This is a genomic window from Streptomyces curacoi, from assembly GCF_001513975.1.
Taxonomy (GTDB): domain Bacteria; phylum Actinomycetota; class Actinomycetes; order Streptomycetales; family Streptomycetaceae; genus Streptomyces; species Streptomyces curacoi.
Genome location: NZ_KQ947984.1, coordinates 1,226,076 through 1,245,759, shown reverse-complemented (window position 1 = coordinate 1,245,759; position 19,684 = coordinate 1,226,076). Strand labels below are relative to the sequence as shown.

Sequence of the window (19,684 nt, the reverse complement as noted above, 5' to 3'; positions counted from 1 at the left end):
GCGCCCGGTGCGCCGGTCCGGGCCGCGGGGTCAGCACGGGGCGACGGGACGGCCGAGGGCGATGGCGGAGAACGCGCGCAGCGCGTCGCTGTTCGGGGCGAAGTAACCGCCGTGGTCACGTACGTTCGCGGCGCAGAAACGGCGGGCGCCGAAGCCCGGACCGACCGGGTCGGTGCCGTGTCCGAGGTCCAGGAGGTGCAGGCCGGCCACGGTGCGCACCCAGTCGGAGGGTGCCCGGGCGGCCCACACCGTGGCATCCGTGCCCAGGTCCGCCGCCGAGTCGGCGCGCACTCCGGGCGAGCCGAACAGGACGAGGTCCGAGACGGTGTGCCGGTCGGCCCGGGGCGCGGCGAGACCGCACACCACGGAGCCGTAGCTGTGGCACAGCACGGCCGGGACGGGGGTGCCGACGGCGGCCAGGCCGGTCAGGAAGCGGTCCAGCCGCGGCGCACCCGCCTCGGCGAGACGGTCGGTCGCCGCGTCCACTCCGAGGCCGACGGGCGTGGTGTAGCCCACCCACACGACCACCGCCACGGGAGTGCCGGGCGCGTCGGCCGTCATCCGCTCGTACAGCGACCGCGCCCGCCCGGACCAGCCGACGTACGGGTCGGCGGCGTCGGCGTCCTCACCGTCGTAGAACATCAGGTCGGCGTCCGAGCCGGGGACGACGACGGCGACGTGCCGGGCCCGGGCCAGGTCCCCGAAGACCTCGGCGACCTGGCCCCGGCCCCGCGGATCGAAGGCGAGGATGCGGCGCCCGTCGGCCAGCAGCCTGCGGACCCGGTCGGCCCGTTCCGCGGCGAGCTCGCGTTCCCGCGTGAGCAGCGACGCGTCGGTGGAGCGCTCGACCTGCGCGGCGTACTCGGCGCGCAGTGCGCGCTCGTTGGCCCGGTAGCGCAGTTCGACCGGCGCCCCGTCCAGGTTGCCCACCGTGAGCGGATGGCGGCGCGCCAGCAGGTCCCGCTCCCGCGTGTCGAGGCCGGCGAAGAACCCGGCGACGCGGGACGGGGCGGCCGTGGCCGGGTCGGGCAACGACATGCCCAGCACGCGGTCGGCGCGCCATGCCGCCGCCCCCGGCGCCGGGCCGGTGACCGCGGCCTGCGTGACTCCGGCGGTCCAGCTTCCCGCGCCCAGGACCGCCACGGCGCTGAGCACGAGAGAGACCCCGGTGCGCTTCCAGCGCGCCACACGCGTCATTTTCGGCCCCCCGTCCCACGGACTTTCTCCCTCATGCTGGTCATCGTGCCGTCGAGCGCCGGGAAACACAGTGAGGGCAGAACCCCGGTGGGGGTGACACAGAATGAACGCCGAGGCTACGGCAAGCTGTACCGGCCGCCCGTGGAACGCCATTTGATCAGCGATTTTCGAGCTCGGCTAAATGTCCTCGCCGTCCATTCGCGCCGATGTGAGGGTGAGGAGAATTCCCAAGTCCGGTACGGAGGCGGAATGATTGCGGCGACGAAGCCGAGAACGTTGGCCGAAAAACTATGGGAAAGCCATGTCGTGCACCAGGCGGACGACGAACCCGACCTGCTGTACGTGGATTTGCACCTGACGCACGAGGCGACGTCACCGCAGGCGTTCGACGGCCTGCGGCTCGCCGGGCGGACAGTGCGCCGGGCCGATCTCACCCTGGCCCTGGAAGACCACAACGTACCCACCGACACCCACCGGCTCGACGACCCGGTCAGCCGGAAGCAGTTGGAGACCCTACGCGCCAACTGCGAGCGCTACGGCGTCGAGCTGTACCGGGTGGGCCATGACCGCCAGGGCATCGTGCACGTCGTCGGCCCCCAACTGGGCCTGGTCCAGCCCGGGATGACCGTCGTCTGCGGGGACAGCCACACCTCGACGCACGGTGCGCTCGGGGCGCTCGCCTTCGGCGTGGGCACCAGCGACGTCGAGCACGTCCTGGCCACCCAGTGCCTCGCCATCGACCGGCCGCGGACGATGGCCGTGGAGTTCACCGGCCGGCTGCCCGCCGGCGTCGGGGCCAAGGACCTGGCGCTCGCGCTGATCGGTGAGATCGGGACCAACGGCGGCGAGGGTCATCTCGTGGAGTACCGCGGGGAAGTGGTGCGCGCCCTGTCCATGGAGGCGCGTATGACGCTGTGCAACATGACCATCGAGGCGGGTGCCCGGGCCGGGATGATCGCCCCGGACGACACCACCTTCGCCTACCTCGCCGGCCGGCCCCACGCACCGTCCGGAGAACGGTGGGAGCGTGCCGTGGCGCACTGGCGCGGTCTGCGCACCGACGAAGGCGCCGTCTTCGACCGGGCGGTGACCGTCGACGTGTCGGACCTGACCCCCCTGGTGACCTGGGGTACGAACCCGAGCCAGGTGGTGCCGCTCGGCGGAACGGTCCCCGATCCCGAGGAGATCGCCGACCCGGCGGCGCGGCAGGCGGCCCGGCGGGCGCTGGAGTACATGGAACTCAGCCCCGGCACCCGGCTGCGGGACGTCCCCCTCGACGTGGTCTTCCTGGGCTCGTGCACCAACGGCCGCATCGAGGACCTGCGCGCCGCCGCCGGAGTGCTGCGAGGCCGCTCGGTCGCCTCCACCACCAGGCTGCTGGTGGTGCCCGGCTCGGCTCAGGTGCGCCGCCAGGCCGAGGACGAGGGGCTGCACGAGGTGTTCCTGCGGGCGGGGGCCGAGTGGCGGCTGCCCGGCTGCTCGATGTGCCTGGGCATGAACGCCGACCGGCTCCGAGGCGGGGAGCGCTGCGCCTCCACGTCCAACCGCAACTACGAGGGCCGGCAGGGGGCGCGGGCGCGCACCCACCTGGTCTCGCCCGAGGTCGCCGCGGCGTCCGCCGTGGCCGGCCGCCTCGCCGCACCGTCCGACCTCGGCTGACGCCGGCCGACATCCGCTCAGGAGGATTTGTGGAGCCGTTCATCCTGCACGTGGGCCGCGCCGTGGCGCTGCGCCGGGACAACGTCGACACCGACCAGATCGTGCCGGGCGAGTTCTGCAAGCGGGTGACGAAGACCGGATACGACGACGCGCTCTTCGCCCGCTGGCGCAAGGAACCCGGCTTCGTGCTCGACCGGCCGGAGCACCGCGGGGCCAGCATATTGCTGGCCGGCCGTGATTTCGGTATCGGCAGCTCGCGGGAACATGCCGTCTGGGCGCTGCGCGACGGCGGTTTCGCGGTCGTCGTCGCGTCTGGTTTCGGCGATATCTTCCGGCGTAATGCCACCAATAACGGCCTGCTTCTCGTTGATCTTCCCGCACCGGAGGTGCAATCCCTCATGGAGCTGGCTGAAAAGGATCCCGATCTGGCGGTCACCGTGGACCTGCGGCAGTGCCGGATCACGGCGGCCGGCCGGGACTGGCCCTTTGCGATCGAACCGCGAGCACGGCGGCGGCTGCTGGCCGGGGAGGACCCGATTGCGGCGACCCTGCGGCACGCCGACCGGATTACGGCCTATGAGCGGGCACGGGCCGACTGGCTGCCGGTACTCGGCGGGCACCCGCGGGCCGGGGAATGATCATTCGCAGATCGATACGACGGCTGTGCTGTACCCGTCGAGGTACAGCCAGCTGTACCTCGACAGTGTCGTGGTCGGTACTGCGCTCGGCCGGAAGCAGGTGCAGGATTAAGGACAGTAATGAATTGAACAGTCTCCTGTGTATTTCACAGGAGGGCCATGGTAGCGTCCCGAAGGGCTCTCGGGGTTAATTCGAGTCGGCACGAAGGGTCTGTGGCGACTGCAGATTGTCGAAGGTCTTTCACGGGGGAGGAGTAGGTTGTGCGTCGTGTACGTCTCACAGCAGATGGTCTGTCGAGAGTCAGCGTGCTCCCGGAAGGGAGTATCAAACGGGAAGCGCTTTTCGCGCTGGAAATGTTGAGTTTAGGCGCGGGTGGCTCGGCATTCAAGTTATGGCGCCGTCGGCTGGGTGGTTCGGAAGATGTCAAGGAACTCATCCGGTTGGCGCGAAGCGTTCGCCCGCTGACCGATATCGGACAGCTTGTCATGCAGGACGAGGACCCGGAATCCGGAGCCGACACCGACGTATTGCGGAACCGCTCCCGGATTGCCCGAGATTTCGAACGGTTCTGCCGTGTCGCGGTGCTCCCGTACTGGGAAGGAATCAGCCGCCGGCTCAGCGCCGACCGGACCGCACGTGGCCAGATCATGCTGGGTCACGGCATCGGACGCATGCTGGCCACCCTCCACCCGTCCGTCCGCTGGAAGCCGCCCCTGCTGGAGGTTCCGGGCCGCGGCAACGACGTGGGTTCGGGCACCACGCTCGTCCTGGCGCCGTCCGTCTTCCTCGCCGGACGACCGCCCATCCTGACCGGTCTCGGAGCCGAGAGCGGCCAGTTGATCCTCTCCTACCCCGTCCCGATCGACCCGAAGTGGGCGGGTTCCCTGTGGCAGGCCTCCGAGGGCGTCGGCGGAGCGCTCAGCGCCCTGATGGGCCGCACCCGGGCGGCGGTCCTCCTCGCGCTCACCCGCAGCGGCAGCACCACCGAGATCGGTGAACGCGCCGGCGTCTCGTCCGCGACCGTCAGCCAGCACACGTCCGTGCTGCGCACCGCGGGCCTCATCACCACGGTCCGGACCGCCAACAGCGTGCAGCACGCGCTCACCCCGCTGGGTGACGCCCTGATCCACGAGCGCCTGGTCGGCCAGGAACCCGACCACCAGCCCGTCTCCACGCTGCTGCTCACCGACCGCGCCGGCTGACCCCCGCCGCCCCACCCTCCCACCCCCGCCCACACCACTGGGCACTCCCCAGCGCGCCCTGCTCCGGCACGACACAGGGCGCGCTTCGGCTTGCCCGCGGGCGTTGGCGATCCGTGTGCGTTGGGGTGGCTGCGTCCATCTGCGCGGCGGGGGGCGGCTGTTGGCGCGTTGCTGGCTCGATCCCTGCGCACCGTGGCCGCCGTCCGTGTGTCTGTCCGAGGTTGGTCGGCTCTTGGCGGTGGCTGGCCGATCCGTGCGCGTTGTGGCGGCTGTCCGTGTCGGTCGGGCGTGGGGCGGCTGTTGGGGGTGATCGGCTCGATCCCCGCGCAGCGTGCGCCCCGTGGCTGCCGTCCGTGTCTGTCCGGCGCGGGTGGCTCTTGGTGGGGTGGGTCGGCCGATTCGTGCGCGCTGTGGCGGCTGCCCGTGTCGGTCGGGCGTGGGGCGGTTGGGGGTGATCGGCTCGATCCCCGCGCAGCGTGCGCCCCGTGGCTGTCGTCCGTATCTGTCCGGCGCCGGGCGGCTCTTGGTGTCCCTGCCGCCCATTCCCCGCGCACCGTCGCAGCCGCCCGCGCCTGCCCGGCGTCGAACGCCCCCACCCCCGCTGCCTCGGGAACCGGGCCGCCCGGGTGTCCGCCCCGCCTGGTGTGCGTGTTTCCGCTGAGGCTAAAAGGCCTGGTCCGGGAAGCCCCAGCCGAGCAGGATGCTGCAAGTCCGGGTCGGCCGGGCGCACCGGCCTGACCGGCCGCTCCGGCCCGGACCGGGTGCTCGGTCACATCCCCGGCGGGACACGACCGAGCGCGTGTGCCGCCACCGGCGGTCACGGATGCCACCGCACGCGCCGGTGCTCCCCAGTGCCGCACCGCCTCGCGCGGACACGACGTTCCCCCGCCGTGCGACCGGGGCCGAACCCCCGCGGCCCCGGTCGCCACCGCCCTGCCGTGCGCACGCCGCAGCCGCACGCTCCGTATCGACCACGCACGAAAGTGCGGAGCGTACGGGGCGTGCGCACGGCAGGGCGGCATCCCGAGAGAGGAAGGCCCGTGGACGGCCTCTCATACATTCCCGCCCTGGCGACGGTCGTGCTGCTCGTCCCCGTGGCCCTGCTCGGCCGCCGGCTGGCGCGGCTGCTGCGGCAGCCCGAGATCGTCGGCGAGATCATGGCCTGTCTGCTGCTCGGCTGGGTCCTGGCCGCGCGGCTCGACTGGCGGCCGCACGACTTCGCCGGCTGGGCCCTGCTGGAGAAGGCGGGCCATCTCGGACTCGCCCTGTTCCTCGTGGGCGCCGTCCACGAGATCCGCTCCGGCGCCGGACAACTGCGCGGCCGTACCGTCGCGTTCACCGCGGCCGGCTCCGCACTGCTCCCGCTGGCCTGCGGCGCCCTGCTGGCCACCTGGATGCTCCGGTACGGCGGTCCGCAGCTGCGCGGTGACGCCCCCACCAGCGCCCTGGTGCTGATGCTCGCCGTGTCCCTGGCGGTGACCGCCGTCCCGGTCCTGGCCGGCATCCTGGCGGACCGCCGAATGCTGCACACCCCCATCGGGCGGCTCGCCATGGCCGTCGCCGTCGCCATCGACGCCGTCACCTGGCTGCTGCTCGCCGCCGCCGTGGGCCTCGCCTCCGGCGGCGGCCAGACCACCCCGTACGCCGCCTTCGCCGCCGGTGTGCTGATCGCCTGGGCCGTACGCCGCGCCGGCGCTACGGCCGCCGCCCGCTCCTGGGCGGCCAGGGTGCCCGGCGCGGTCCCGGTCGCGCTGACCGCCGTAGCGGCGATCACGGCGGCACTCGTCACCGCACGGCTCGGCCTGACCGACGTGCTCGGCGCCGTCCTGATCGCCCTCGCCCTGCCGTCCGACGACGGCCGCGGCGCCTGGACCAGGGCCGCGCACACCGTCGGCGGCTGGGGCCGCGCCGTACTGCCGTTGCTCTTCGCGGTCACCGGCATGTCCCTGGGCGCGGCGCCGCTCGGCGACTTCTCCTGGCAGGCCGTCACCCTGGCCCTGGTGCTGGCGATCGGCGGCAAGCTGGTCGGCAGCTACCTCGGGGCCCGGGCCGCGGGCCGGTCGCCCGTGACCAGCATGCGGCTGGCGGCCCTGCTCAACGCGCGCGGGCTCACCGAGATCGCGGTCCTGCAGACGGGATACCAGGCCGGCATCCTCACGCCGCCGCTCTTCCTCGCCCTCTTCGTCATGGCCCTCGTCACCACCGCGCTCAGCGGCCCGCTGCTGTGGCTCATCGACCGGCTCGTCCCCGACGAGACCGACACCGCCGAGGCGCTCCCCGTCCGGCCGGACGACCTCGATCGCCGGCCGCGCCAGCTCAAAGCCCTGTGAACCGCCGCGCGCTGCCCCGCCGTGCGGGAAGCGCGCGCGACACCCCCCGACGGACCCGCCGCGACGGCGGCCGGCATCCGCGCACCGAGAGGAGAACCGACATGAACGTACTCCAGGACATCGTGGCCGGCGCCCGCGAGGACGCCGCCCGCAGACAGGGGGAGAGGGGCCTCGAACACCTCGTCGACCTCGCGCGCCGCGCGGCGCCCCCGCTGGACGCGGTCGAGGCGCTGCGGCGCCCGACGGGCGTCCAGGTCATCGCGGAGGTCAAACGCAGCAGCCCCTCCAAGGGATCCCTCGCCGCGATACCGGATCCGGCCGCGCTCGCGGCCCAGTACGCGGCCGGCGGCGCGGCGGCCGTGAGTGTGCTGACCGAAGGCCGCCGCTTCGGCGGCTCGCAGGCGGACCTGCGGGCGGTGCGGGCCGCGGTCGGCACGCCGGTGCTGTGCAAGGACTTCCTCGTCACCCCGTACCAGCTGTGGGAGGCCCGGGCCTGCGGCGCCGACCTGGTCCTGCTCATCGTGGCGGCGCTGCGCCAGCCCGAACTCACCGACCTGGTCGAGCGGGCCGTCTCCCTGGGCATGACCCCGCTGGTGGAGGTGCACACCCAGTGGGAGCTGGAGCGGGCGCTGTCCGCCGGTGCCCGTGTCGTCGGCATCAACGCCCGCGACCTGCGCACCCTTGAGGTCGACCGCTCACTGTTCGCGCGGCTGGCCCCGAGGGTCCCGGACGACGTGGTCACGGTCGCGGAGTCGGGGGTGCGCGGTCCGGACGACGTCGCCCGCCTGGCCGGACTCGGTGCCGACGCCGTCCTGGTGGGGGAGAGCCTCGTCACGGACGACCGGCCGGCCGCCGCCGTAGCCGCCCTGGTCGACGCGGGCCGCGCGGTACCGGTCGGCGGCGGCAGCACCGCCGCACCGGTCAGCCCGTAGTCCCCGACAGCTTCCCGGCGACGGCGACCCAGCGGTGCAGGACGTCGGCGGCGGCCCCCGAGTCCACGGCCCGCGCCGCCCGGGCCAGCCCCGCCGCGATGCGCTCGGTGACGGTCCCGGTGACCGGCTGCCCCGACGCCGTCGACGCCGTGGAAGCCGTGGAAGCCGTGGACGCCTCCAGCGCGGCGAGTCCGGCCGCGGCCGACAGCAGCACCGCGTCGCGCACCGCGCCCCGCTCCCCGGCCAGCACCGCCCGTACGACGTCGGCGTTGTGCCGCGGACCGCCGCCGCGCAGCGCCCGCGCCGGCGCGAAGGGAATGCCGACGTCCCTCGGGTCGAAGGACTCTTCGCGCACCCCGCCCTCGTGCACCGACCACACCCGGGAGGTAGTGGTGACCGTCAGTTCGTCCATGCCGTCGTCGCCCCGGAACACCAGCGCCGACACCCCGCGCAGGGCGAGGGTGCGCGCGACGACCGGTGCCAGCGCGGGGTCCGCGACCCCGACCGCCAGGGCCGTGGGCGCCGCCGGATTGGTCAGCGGTCCCAGGCAGTTGAAGATCGTCCGTACGCCCAGCTCCCGCCGGACCGGTGCCGCGTGACGGACCGCCGGATGGAACACGGGCGCGAAGCAGAAGGTGATGCCGACCTCGGTGGCGAGCTGGGCCACCGCCTCGGGCGCGAGGTGCAGCGGCACCCCCAGCTCCTCCAGCACGTCCGCGGAACCGCAGGCGGAGGAGGCGGAGCGGTTGCCGTGCTTGACGACCCGCGCGCCCGCGCCCGCCGCCACGATCGCCGCCATGGTCGAGATGTTGACGCTGTCGGACCCGTCGCCGCCGGTGCCCACGATGTCCAGGGCCGGTCCCGGTATGTCCACGCGCACGGCGTGGGCGTGCATGGACCGCACCAGGCCCAGCACCTCCTCGGGGGTCTCGCCCTTCGCCCGCAGCGCCACCAGCAGGCCGGCGAGTTGGGCGGGCGCGGCCTGGCCGCGCATGACCTGGTCCATCGCCCAGGCCGTGCTCTCGGCGGCGAGCGCTCGGCCGTCGAGCAGGGACGTCAGAAGGGCGGGCCAGTCGACCGGATCCGAATGCTCCGTCACGGGACGTCTCCTCCGTGTTCTCCTGCGTGTTTCCGAATGTTTCCGGTGTCTGTTTCTCGAATGTGACCGCGACTCAGTCTCGTACCGAAAAACCCTTGCCTGAAGACCAGTTGGCAGCGCTGTCGCCGGACCAGTTTCCGGGCATACGCCCGCCCATTCTGGAAGTGAGCCCGAAGAATGCCGTGGAATACGCTCATCGACGTGAGCCGGGAGCACGTACTCCCCTTGACCGTTCAGATTCAGGAAAACATCAAGAGGGAGATATCCGAGGGCGCCCTGCACCCGGGCACCCGGCTGCCGTCGAGCCGGCAGCTCGCCGAGGACCTCGGCGTCTCCCGCAGCGTCGTGGTCGAGGCGTACGGTCAACTCGTCGCGGAGGGCTACCTGGAGGCCGCCCAGGGCTCGGGCACCCGGGTGGCGGCCCATCTCACGACGGCGCCCCAGACGCCGACCCTGCTGGCCGACTCCCGTCCCGCCCCCGTGGCCCGCTGGGATCTGCGGGCCCACAACGCCGACCCGGCCGCCTTCCCGGAGCGGGAGTGGCTCGCCGCGTACCAGCGGGCCGTACGGCGCATGGAACCGCGGGAGCTGGGCTACCCGCCGCTGTCCGGGCTCACCGCGCTGCGGGCCGAGCTGGCCGGTTACCTGGGACGGGCGCGCGGGGTACACACGACCCGCGAGCACATCATGGTCGTCGCCGGGTTCGCGCAGGCGCTCGGCATGGTGTGCGAGGTGCTGCCCCGGCTGGGGATCGGCACGCTGGCCGTCGAGGACCCCTGCCACCCGCAACAGCGGCAGTTCATCGGCGAGTCCGGACTGCGCTGTCGGCCGGTGCCCGTCGACGAGGACGGCATCGACGTGGCGGCGCTCGCCCGCAGCGGCGCCCGGGCCGTGCTCGTCACCCCGACCCACCAGTTCCCCACGGGCGTGGTCCTCTCCGCCGAACGCCGGGCCGCGCTCGTGCGCTGGGCGCAGGAGGTGGATGGCTGGATCGTCGAGGACGACTACGACGGCGACCTGTGGCTGGCGCACGGCCGGCGGCCCACGGCCCTGCAGCGACTGGACCCCTCCCGCGTCCTGTACGCCGGCACCGCCAGCAAGTCCCTCGCGCCCGGCATGCGACTGGGCTGGCTGGCCGTCCCGCCCAGGCTGCGCGGACCGCTGGAAGAGGCACGGGCCCGCCGCGACCTGGGCTGCGAGGCGTTCACCCAGCTCGCCTTCGCCGAGTTCCTCGCCACCGGCCTGTTCGACCGCCATCTGCGCCGCAGGCGCGCCCGGTTACGGGCCCGGGCGGAGATCTTCCAGCAGGCGGTGCGCCGGCATCTGCCCGGGGCGCGCATCACCGGCTCGATGGCCGGCCTGCACGCCGGCCTCCAGCTTCCGCACCGCGTCGACGAGCCGTCGCTCGTCGCCCAGGCCCTGCGCCGCTCGGTCCTGGTACGCGGCGGCCGCACCTACCACCACCGCCCCTGGCTGGCCCGCCCCAGCCTGGTCGTCGGCTACGCGTCCCCGGCCCGCAGCGCACTCGCGGAGGCAGTACGCGAACTCGGCGAGGCCTGCGCGGACTTGACGGGTGGGCACCGACTGCGTACGGCGTGACGGGAGCGACTGCTCGTGGCCACGCCCGCCCTGGCGGGCCCCGGGGCGGGGTTGTCGAACCGAGGCCGGGGGACCGGACGACGACGGGACGAGACGAGCCCGAGCGTGGCTCGTCCCCCGGCATCAACCGGCAGTGCGCTGCCCGGTGGGCGGTGGGCGGTGGGCGGTGGGCGGTGGGGCGTACGGCGTGTCGGGCCTGGCGGGCGAGGGCTGCGTAGGGCGTGATCGGAGTGGCTGCTCGTGGCCACGCCCGCCTTGGCGGACCCCCGGGGCGGGGTTTGTCGAACCGAGGCCGGGACCCGATGGCGACCGACGGGACGCGCCTGAGCGTGGCACGTCCCTGGACATCACCCGCCTGTACGCCGCCCCGTGGACGAGAGCTCCGTACGACGTGACCGGCCCGGCGGACGAGAGCTCCGTACGACGTGACCGGCCCGGCGGGCGAGGGCTGCGTACGACGTGACCGCCGCCGCGGACGCGGACCGGCCCAGTCGCCGGAGCCGGTCATCCTGCCCGGAGCCCGGCCGGACAGGGCCTGGCGCCGACGCCCCTCCGGTCAGCCGGTGGCAACCCCTGCCGCCCGGGCGAGGAAGTTCTCGAAGAATCTCAGTCCCGTCTCCGTCGTGATGCTCTCCGGGTGGAACTGCACGCCCTCGACCGGCAGGTCGCGGTGGGCGAGGCCCATCACATAGCCGTCGTCGACCGACGACGCCGTCTCCCGCAGGCCGGGAGGCAGCGGCCGTTCGACGATCAGTGAGTGGTAACGCGTGACGACGGTCCGCTCCGGCAGGCCCTCGAACACGCCCGACCCGTCGTGCAGCACCGTGCTGGTGCGCCCGTGCATGAGATGGTCGGCGACCTCGACCCGGCCGCCGAAGGCCAGCGCGATGGCCTGGTGCCCCAGACACACCCCGAGCAACGGCACCCGGCCCGCGAAGTGCCGGACCAGTTCCACATGGCCGCTGGCCGCGGGATGCCCCGGCCCGGGGCCGAGCACCACGGCGTCGGGTGCCCGCTCCGCCAGCTGCTCGGGCGTACGCGTCCGGGACCGCACGACCTCCGTCCGCGCTCCCAGCGTGCGCAGATACTGGTCGATGATGTGGACGAAACTGTCGTACGCGTCCACCAGCAGGACCCTCACCGCAACTCCTCCCCCGTCAGCGCCCAGTAGGCGGCGCCCATCTTGGCCAGCGTCTCCTGCCACTCGGCGTCGGGCACCGACTGCGCCACGACACCCGCCGAACTCTGCGTCGCGTACGTGCCGTCGGTGTGCACGACCGTGCGGATGCACAGCGCGAGCTCACACCAGCCGCGCACATCGACCAGCCCCACCGCGCCCGCGTAGATGCCCCGCGGCTCCCGCTCCAGTCCGTCGATGATCTCCATGGCCCGCAGCTTCGGCGCGCCCGTCATCGTGCCCGCCGGGAAGGTGGCGGCCAGGGCCTGCCACACCGTGACCCCCGGCTCCAGCCGGCCGCTGACGGTGGACACCAGATGGAAGACGTGGGAGAACTCCTCCACCGTCATCAACGCGTCCTCCGACAACGTGCCCGGCCGGCACACCCGGCCGATGTCGTTGCGGCACAGGTCCACCAGCATCACGTGCTCGGCCTGCTCCTTGGAGCTGGCCAGCAGCTCCTTCACCCGCCGTTCGTTCTCCTGCGGGTCGTCGCAGCGCCGCGCCGTCCCGGCGATGGGCCGCATCACGATCCGGTCGCCCTCGATCCGGATGTGCAGCTCGGGGCTGGCCCCGATCAGGGTGCTGTCCCCGCGCGGGCACAGGTACATGTACGGCGAGGGGTTGCGGAAGCGCAGCCGGGCGTAGACCTCCTCGGGCCGCAGCCCGGTCGTCACGTCGATCCGGTGGCCGATCTGGATCTGGTAGATGTCGCCGACCCGGATGTGTTCCAGGCACCTCGCCGCCCACCGAAGGAACGTCTCGCGGTCCACGGAGTCGCGCACACTCACGGGCGCGGGGGCCGGCGGGCAGGTCTGCGGCGGCAGGCCGGCCGCCCGCGCGGCCAGGGCGGGCACGTCGGGCCCGGCCGGCGGCGGGAGGTCCGGGCCGGTGGCGACGAGACGCCGTACCTGACCGGACCGGTGGTCGTACCAGACGGTCTCGCCGAACAGGGTCAGCGTGAGGTCCGGCCCACCGCGCTCGGGGTCCTCGCGCGCGGGCAGCGGCTCCATGTGCCAGGCGGCCGCGTAGCCCACCGTGGTGAGAAACCCGAACGCGAACTCCGTGGACGGTACGTCCGTCTCCACGGCGAACAGTGCCTGTGCCCGGGCCAGGAAGTCCCACATCGGCGCCGGCTGGTCGAACAGGTAACGGTCGAGGCCGCCCTCGTCACCGTGGCCACCGCTGTTACGGCCGCCCCCGCCGTCACCGTCGCCCGGCGCGCGGCGCAGCCCCGCCGCGAGCGCCGCACGCCCGAGGGCGGAGCGCAGCGCATCGGCCCCCGCCACCTGGACGTGCGCCGCGAAGACGCGGATCTCGGCGAGCCGGCCGTGACCGACCACCGCCGAGCGGCGGTCGGTCTCCGCTCCGGCCAGGCTCTCCAGCAGAAAGACCTCGCGCCGCCCGGACGCGGCGACGAGCGCACCGTAGAGCGCCAGCGGGTCGTGCGGGGGCAGTGGGGCGGAGCTGAGGCGGACACGAAGCCGCGCATCCGCCGCCCGGGACGGGACGTCTGGCATCTCATTCCTCTCGTTCCTCGGGGCGTGCTCTCGGATGCCGGGATGCTAGGCAGCCACGGCCGGCCGCCCCGGCCTCGCAGGCCACTCGCACGGCGGGACTGCGGACCACTGCCCGCCTCCGTTGCCCCGGCACGCGGCGGACGGATTGCATGTCCCGGGCGCCCAGTGCGCCGTTGTGAGTTGCCCATGTGCCTGTGTGTCAGGTGTCCCTGCGATGGCGGGAGTTGAGATGACCAACGCTGCCGTGGAAGGTGCCGTCGACCGATGGCGATCCCTTCCGGCCGCGCAACAACCCGAGTGGCCCGACGAGAACCGGCTGCGCGAGGTGACCGCGCGCCTGGCCGCCGCGCCTCCCCTGGTGTTCGCCGAGGAGTGCGACCGGCTGCGTGAGCGCCTGGGCGCCGTGGCCCGCGGCGAGGCGTTCCTGCTGCACGGCGGTGACTGCGCCGAGACGTTCGACGGCGTCTCCGCCGCCGCGATCGAGGCGAAGCTGCGCACCCTGCTGCAGATGGCGGTGGTGCTGACGTACGCCGCCGCCGTGCCGGTCGTCAAGATCGGCAGGATGGCCGGGCAGTTCGCCAAGCCGCGCTCCAGCCCCACCGAGACCCGCGACGGCCTCACCCTGCCCGTCTATCGGGGCGATGCCGTCAACGACGTGGCGTTCACCCCGGCCGGCCGCCGCCCCGACCCCGGCCGGCTGCTGCGGACGTACGACGCCTCGGCCAACACCCTCAACCTCGTCCGGGCGCTCACCCAGGGCGGCTACGCCGACCTCCACCAGGTGCACGCCTGGAACCGCGGCTTCGTGGGATCCTCGCCCGCCGGCCGGCGCTACGAGGCCCTCGCCGACGAGATCGAACGCTCCCTGCTGTTCATGCGCGCCTGCGGAGCCGACCCGGCCGGGCTGCGCGCGACGGAGTTCTTCGCCGGTCACGAAGGTCTGCTGCTCGACTACGAGTCGGCACTGGTGCGCACCGACCCGCGCACCGGCCGCAGGTACGCCACCAGCGGACACCTGCTGTGGATCGGCGAGCGCACCCGCGCCCTGGACGGCGCCCATGTGGAGTTCTTCGCCGGCATCCACAATCCCGTCGCGGTCAAGATCGGCCCTGACACGGAGCCCGACGAGATCCTCGCCTACGCACGCCGGCTCGACCCGCGGGGCGAACCGGGCCGGCTCTCCTTCGTGGTGCGGATGGGCGCCGACCGGGTGCGCGACCGGCTGCCCGCCCTGGTGGAGAAGGCCACAGCCGACGGTGTCCGCGCGGCGTGGGTGTGCGACCCGATGCACGGCAACACGTTCACGGCACCGGACGGCCGCAAGACGCGCCGCTTCGACGACATCCTCGACGAGGTGTGCGGCTTCTTCGAGGTCCACCGCGCGCTCGGCACCCACCCGGGCGGCATCCACGTGGAACTCACCGGCTCCGACGTCACCGAGTGCGTCGGCGGCGGCAGCGAGCTGGGCCTGCACGACCTTCCGCTGCGCTACGAGACGGCGTGCGACCCCCGGCTCAACCACGGGCAGTCGCTCGACCTCGCCTTCCGCACCGCCGAACTCCTCCGCACGAGCCGGGGTTCAGCTGGCTGAACCCCGGTCCTACAGCAGGGGTGCTGTCGCCGGCCCCGGCCCGTCCCTAGCGTGGGCACCATGCGACCGGCGGGGGTGCCGGACGAAACAGGGGGACTAGGGGGGACAGGGATGGACCTGTTGTCCGGGTCGGCCGCCGCCCATGGCGCCTGGTACTACCTGGTGCTGGTCGGCGCGCTGGCCACCCCGCTCGTGCCCAACGCGGCCCTGGTGGTCGCCGGCGGAGCGCTCGCCGCGCAGGGGGAACTGCTGCTGCCCCTGGTGTGGGCCGCGGTCTTCACCGGCGGCCTCGGTGGCGATCTGCTGCTCTACGCGGCGGCCCGCCGGCCCCCGCTGGGCCGGCGCTCGGCGGCGGTCCGCTCGGTCGCGGCACGGCTGCGCAGGCGCGGGCTGTTCCTGCTGGTGCTGCGCTATCTGCCGGCGGGCCGGTTCACCGGCACGGTGGGCGCGGCCATGGGCGGTATGCGCATCGGCGGTTTCACCTGCGCCATGGTCCTGGCCGAGGCCTCCTGGACCACGCTGTACGTGGCCCTCGGCTACGGTGGCATGACGGCCCTTTCGTACGGCCCGCTGCCCGCCGTCGCGATCGCTGTCACGGCGTGCGTGGGACTCGGTGCGTCCCTGGTGGCCCGCCTTCTGCGCCGCCGGTCAGTCCACTTGTGCGTCTCGGACCCGGTCCAATCCGGAAATTCTTGTCCGGCCTGCCCCGGCCGAATTCAATGACGACACCGAGAGCGCCGGAACGCGGCTGCGGAACGCCCACGAGGAAACCGTCGTCGGGGTCGGGCGGCGCATCACGAGTGCGAGCCCGGCCCTTTGCGGCGGGGTTTCCCTGCGCTTCTCCTTACGACTGCGGCTCTCCTGACAGCCGGGCGGAAAACCGCGATGCGGTGGCACTCAACCCTGCCTTACGATCTCCCGACCTGCGCCGGCCGGCGGCTGTGGACCCGCGCCACCGGCCCGTTGGGGCGGAACCAGCCCGTCGAGCCGGGCCGGGCAGGGCTGACATCCGCTTTCGGGAGGCCGAGTCGTTGGAAGCCGACCTGGTGTGGGACGAGCCGTTCTGCCGCGTTCGGCGCGACGGCTACGAGATCTGCTTCGTGGGTGACCTTCGACACCGGGGAACGCTGGTCGGGCACGATCCACACCCTGGAGGTCGTCCGGCAGACCATGGACGACCGGCGACAGACCGGTGAGTCCCTCGGCGGCAGGTACTTCTTCGTCTGGGACGGGCTGATCGTCCGCGACCGGGGCATTCCCGCGATGGTGGAGGTCGTCGACGAACTGGTGCGCAGCGGTGACTACAGATGCGTCTTCCGCGACGTCGGTCCGGAGGACACGGACGACTGACGTCTTCGCCCCGAAGCGACCGACCAGCAAAAACGCCCTCCCGAAGGAGGGCGGAGCATGGGCGCCCCCGGCAGGACTCGAACCTGCGGCCAGCGCTTAGAAGGTGTCAGAGCCTAAGCGATGTGCTCACCTGCGTAAACGCAGGTTGCTCGCGAACGAAAGCAGTCAAGGCGCTTGCTGTCACTTCCTGCGCTCATTGGCTGGGAACTGCCCCGGCTTACCACGGCGCCGGAGTCGTATGCAGGGCCCCGCGGCACCCCCGACGCGGGGGCGCGCCGCTCGCCGACGTCGGGCGGATCGATACGGTCGTGCCGTGGCGGTCGCTCAGACGCGGTGCTACCGGTCGTGCAGGATCTCGGGCCGCGTTACGGGCACGATGGTGATCAAGTCGTCGAGGCCCTTGAAGTCGTCGGGGTTGGTGGTGAAGAGGGGTAGTTCCTCGGCGGCCGCGATGGCGGCGATCATCAGGTCGGCCACACGGCGACGGGGCTTGCGGCCTGCGGAGACGACGGCGGCGCAGATTCTGCCGTAGATACGGGCCGCCTCCACGTCGAAGGGGATGGGGTCGAATTCGTTCTCGGCGCGCTGCAGGACGTCCATGCGGCGGGCCCGCTCGGCGTGTTCGTCGTAGTCGCTCTGCTCGCCGCCGCCGCGTACCTGGTGGGGGCCCGCGGAGAGTTCCGCGAGGGTGATGGTACTGATGGCCATCTCGGCAGGCAGTTCGTCGGCGTCGATCCACTTGCGCAAGATCATGATGTTGGTGTCGAGCAGGCCTTGCTCGTACTCAACGGGCATACGGGTCGTCCAACTCCTGCTCGACGACGGCGTCCTGGTCGTCGCGGAAGGCGTCCAGCGAGATGTCAGGGGCGGTGCGTGACATGGCCGCGAACTCGGCACGCGGAACGAAGCGGCGACGGCGGCGGAGCGGGATCAGCTCGCCGACGCGGTGACCGTCGCGGGTGACGGTGAACGCCTGTCCTCCCTGGACGGCGTCCATGATCTCTTTGGAACGGGTGCGCAGATCGCGCTGAGTGATCTCCGGCTGCGCTGTCATGCTGTCCACGATAGCGAAGGTGTGCTACTAGGTGCTACATCGTGATTCCGGTGTGGATTCGCTGACGAGAGTCCTTGTCGCCACGGCGCAAGGTGCCCCCGTGGTCGTGGACAGGCGAAGGCGCCTGCTCATTGAGCGATGTGCATCCGGACACGAAAGAGCCCCTCACGCGTTTCCGCAGGTGAGAGGCTGTATGCGCCCCCGGCAGGACTCGAACCTGCGGCCAAGCGCTTAGAAGGCGCCTGCTCTATCCACTGAGCTACGGGGGCCGGTTGTGGTGGCCTCGTGCCTGGTGCCCGGGTGTGGGCTGATCCGTGACGTTGCCGGGGACAAGGATAGGGCTCCCGCATCCATGTCCCTGTTGCTTCGCCTCCATGGCTCAATGTGGAGGTTCGGTGAAGCGGTCCTGATAATCGCAGGCAGGTACGAATCGTGCACCGCTTTTGGCCTCTTGCACACCGGGTGTTGTGCACTCGTTATGCCTGGACTGTGCCTGTGTCCCAGTAGTCCCTTCCGTCCCTTGTGTTCCGTCGGCGCGCAGACATGCTCATATGCTTCAGAAATCCCCTAAAATTGGGCATTCTTCGCATGTGGTGACCTTGGACGTACGGCCTCAGCTGCTCGACGCACTCTCCGCCCTGCGCGACCGTGTCGCCGCCGCACGCTTCCCGCTGCCCCTGGCGGGGGCGCCACGCGCGCGTGCCAACCGCGACGAACTGCTCGCGCAGCTCGACGACTATTTGGTGCCCCGGCTGAGAGCGCCCGAAGCACCCTTGCTGGCCGTGGTGGGGGGATCCACCGGGGCCGGCAAGTCGACGCTCGTCAACTCCCTCGTGGGCCGGCGCGTGACCGAGGCGGGCGTACTGCGGCCGACGACGCGTACCCCGGTGCTGGTCTGCCATCCGGAGGACCATCACTGGTTCAGCGGGATGCGCGTACTGCCCGACCTGACACGCGTGTGGGTGCCCGAACACGATCCGGCGGAGGAGCTGATGCTGCCGGGTGAGAAGGTCGCGCGCGTGCTGCGGATCGAGTCCGCGGAGACGCTGCCGCCCGGCATCGCCCTCCTCGACGCGCCCGACATCGACTCCCTGGTCGCCGACAACCGCGCCCTCGCCGCCGAGCTGATCTGCGCGGCCGACATCTGGATCATGGTCACTACCGCCGCCCGGTACGCCGACGCCGTCCCCTGGCATCTGCTGCGCACCGCCAAGGAGTACGACGTCACCCTCGTGACCGTGCTCGACCGGGTCCCGCATCAGGTCGTCTCGGAGGTGTCGCGGCAGTACGGGGCGCTCCTCACCAAAGCCGGCCTCGGCGACGTACCCCGCTTCACCGTGCCCGAGCTGCCCGAGTCGGCCTGGGGCGGCGGGCTGCTGCCGGCCACCGCCGTGGCGCCGCTGCGCACCTGGCTCATTCATCAGGCCCAGGACCCGGCGGCCCGGGAGCACGCCATGGCCCGTACGGCACAGGGCATTCTCGACTCCCTCAAGGTCCGTCTGCCCGAACTCGCCAGTGCCGCCGCCGCCCAGTACGCGGCCGCGCTGCGGCTCACCGCCGCGGTGGACAGCGCGTACGACAGCGAGTACGCGCGCGTGCGCAGCCGGCTGCAGGCCGGTGCCGTCCTCGCCGGTGACGCGCTGAAGCGCTGGCGTGCCTTTCCGCTCGACTGCACCCCCGGTGAGCTCCTCGACTCGCTGGTCGAGAGCCTGAGCACCCTCCTGCTGTGCGCCGTCACCGCGGCCGACGAGCGCATCGACGACGCCTGGCGCCGCGAGCCGGCCGCCGACGCCCCCGAACTGACGGGCCGTGACGCGAGACCGGCGAGCGTCGAACACCGCATCGGCATGGCCGTACGGCGATGGCGACGGGAGCTGGAGGAGTACGCCGAGGACGAGGTGAGCGACCTCGACCGCAGCATCGCCCCGGACCCCGAGGTCGTCGCCGCCCTGGTCGCCACGGCGCTGCTGGGCGCACGCCGGGCGCGCTCCGCGGGGGAGGGGCTCGCCGAGCGGATCGGGGCGCACGGGGCGCTGCGGCTGCGCGACCGGGCCGGGCGGCTGCTCGCCGAACATCTGGACCGGGTCATGCACAACGAACGTGAGCGGCGGCTCGCGCCACTCGATGCCCTGGAGGTCCATCCGGACCCCCAGGCCGAACTCATCGCCGCGCTGTCCGTACTGCAGAAGGAGAGGTGACCGGTGACAGCCGTCACTGACCAGGACCACACGGGGCACGCCGATCACCGCAGAGTCGGCGCCGCCAGGGACGACGAACGCCGAAACAACGCCCTTGTAGAGGTTGCTGCCGAAAGGGGCCTCCCGGTGGAGGACGC

At 72.5% G+C, this 19,684-nt stretch carries 16 protein-coding genes and 1 tRNA gene; 10 read left to right on the top strand and 7 right to left on the bottom strand.

What is annotated here, in order from left to right; all coding sequences use genetic code 11:
* Positions 1-30: 30 nt before the first annotated feature.
* On the bottom strand, positions 31-1,197 hold the full coding sequence (locus AQI70_RS05445; RefSeq protein WP_062144816.1) for an alpha/beta hydrolase: 1,167 nt from the start codon (positions 1,195-1,197) through the stop codon (positions 31-33).
* A gap of 249 nt (positions 1,198-1,446) precedes the next feature.
* Here AQI70_RS05445 and leuC point away from each other — a divergent pair, with 249 nt between their 5' ends.
* The 5 genes from leuC to trpC all read left to right on the top strand — a co-directional run bounded on the left by leuC (position 1,447) and on the right by trpC (position 7,959).
* Complete coding sequence (leuC, locus tag AQI70_RS05440) at positions 1,447-2,856, top strand: 3-isopropylmalate dehydratase large subunit (protein ID WP_062144813.1); 1,410 nt, start codon at positions 1,447-1,449, stop codon at positions 2,854-2,856.
* 29 nt (positions 2,857-2,885) lie between these two features.
* A complete protein-coding gene (gene leuD, locus AQI70_RS05435) occupies positions 2,886-3,494 on the top strand; it encodes a 3-isopropylmalate dehydratase small subunit (RefSeq protein ID WP_062144810.1) in 609 nt (202 codons plus the stop codon).
* A 582-nt stretch (positions 3,495-4,076) separates the two neighbouring features.
* Positions 4,077-4,697: an ArsR/SmtB family transcription factor gene (locus AQI70_RS05430; RefSeq protein WP_159042612.1), complete on the top strand. Its 621-nt coding sequence runs from the start codon at positions 4,077-4,079 to the stop codon at positions 4,695-4,697.
* A 1,040-nt stretch (positions 4,698-5,737) separates the two neighbouring features.
* Entirely contained in the window at positions 5,738-7,027 is a 1,290-nt protein-coding gene (locus AQI70_RS05425; RefSeq protein WP_062144796.1) for a cation:proton antiporter, read from the top strand.
* 101 nt (positions 7,028-7,128) lie between these two features.
* On the top strand, positions 7,129-7,959 hold the full coding sequence (trpC, locus tag AQI70_RS05420; RefSeq protein ID WP_062144793.1) for an indole-3-glycerol phosphate synthase TrpC: 831 nt from the start codon (positions 7,129-7,131) through the stop codon (positions 7,957-7,959).
* Here trpC and trpD read toward each other — a convergent pair.
* Positions 7,949-9,058: an anthranilate phosphoribosyltransferase gene (trpD, locus tag AQI70_RS05415; RefSeq protein ID WP_062144790.1), complete on the bottom strand. Its 1,110-nt coding sequence runs from the start codon at positions 9,056-9,058 to the stop codon at positions 7,949-7,951. The two genes, trpC and trpD, sit on opposite strands and share 11 nt — an antisense overlap.
* 225 nt (positions 9,059-9,283) lie before the next feature.
* On the opposite strand from trpD, the gene pdxR reads away from it, so the two are divergent.
* Positions 9,284-10,657 (top strand): MocR-like pyridoxine biosynthesis transcription factor PdxR, encoded by a 1,374-nt coding sequence (gene pdxR, locus AQI70_RS05410; RefSeq protein ID WP_341845937.1) that lies wholly within the window; start codon positions 9,284-9,286, stop codon positions 10,655-10,657.
* 556 nt (positions 10,658-11,213) lie between these two features.
* Here pdxR and AQI70_RS05405 read toward each other — a convergent pair.
* Positions 11,214-11,798, bottom strand: a complete 585-nt coding sequence (locus tag AQI70_RS05405) for an anthranilate synthase component II (protein ID WP_062144784.1) — start codon at positions 11,796-11,798, stop codon at positions 11,214-11,216.
* Positions 11,795-13,354 carry an anthranilate synthase component I family protein gene (locus tag AQI70_RS05400; RefSeq protein ID WP_062144781.1) on the bottom strand — a complete coding sequence of 520 codons (1,560 nt, stop codon included), beginning with the start codon at positions 13,352-13,354 and terminating at the stop codon, positions 11,795-11,797. Before AQI70_RS05400 ends, AQI70_RS05405 begins: the two co-directional genes overlap by 4 nt.
* Before the next feature lie 229 nt (positions 13,355-13,583).
* Between AQI70_RS05400 and AQI70_RS05395 the strand changes: the two genes are divergently transcribed.
* The 3 genes from AQI70_RS05395 (at position 13,584) to AQI70_RS05385 (ending at position 16,295) form a co-directional block, all read left to right on the top strand.
* On the top strand, positions 13,584-14,945 hold the full coding sequence (locus AQI70_RS05395) for a class II 3-deoxy-7-phosphoheptulonate synthase (RefSeq protein ID WP_062144778.1): 1,362 nt from the start codon (positions 13,584-13,586) through the stop codon (positions 14,943-14,945).
* A 111-nt stretch (positions 14,946-15,056) separates the two neighbouring features.
* The gene (locus AQI70_RS05390; RefSeq protein WP_062144775.1) at positions 15,057-15,668 is read left to right on the top strand and encodes an SNARE-associated domain-containing protein; all 612 of its coding nucleotides are present in this window, start codon (positions 15,057-15,059) and stop codon (positions 15,666-15,668) included.
* A 381-nt stretch (positions 15,669-16,049) separates the two neighbouring features.
* A complete protein-coding gene (locus tag AQI70_RS05385; protein WP_062144772.1) occupies positions 16,050-16,295 on the top strand; it encodes a hypothetical protein in 246 nt (81 codons plus the stop codon).
* Positions 16,296-16,631: 336 nt separating this feature from the next.
* Here the strand turns inward: AQI70_RS05385 and AQI70_RS05380 are convergent, their stop codons facing one another.
* The 3 genes from AQI70_RS05380 to AQI70_RS05370 form a co-directional block, all read right to left on the bottom strand.
* Positions 16,632-17,090, bottom strand: a complete 459-nt coding sequence (locus AQI70_RS05380) for a type II toxin-antitoxin system VapC family toxin (RefSeq protein ID WP_062144769.1) — start codon at positions 17,088-17,090, stop codon at positions 16,632-16,634.
* A complete protein-coding gene (locus AQI70_RS05375; RefSeq protein ID WP_062145112.1) occupies positions 17,080-17,349 on the bottom strand; it encodes a type II toxin-antitoxin system Phd/YefM family antitoxin in 270 nt (89 codons plus the stop codon). Before AQI70_RS05375 ends, AQI70_RS05380 begins: the two co-directional genes overlap by 11 nt.
* 196 nt (positions 17,350-17,545) lie before the next feature.
* A tRNA-Arg gene (locus tag AQI70_RS05370) sits at positions 17,546-17,618 on the bottom strand.
* A 321-nt stretch (positions 17,619-17,939) separates the two neighbouring features.
* Between AQI70_RS05370 and AQI70_RS05365 the strand changes: the two genes are divergently transcribed.
* Positions 17,940-19,547, top strand: a complete 1,608-nt coding sequence (locus AQI70_RS05365; protein ID WP_062144766.1) for a dynamin family protein — start codon at positions 17,940-17,942, stop codon at positions 19,545-19,547.
* Positions 19,548-19,684 lie beyond the last annotated feature (137 nt).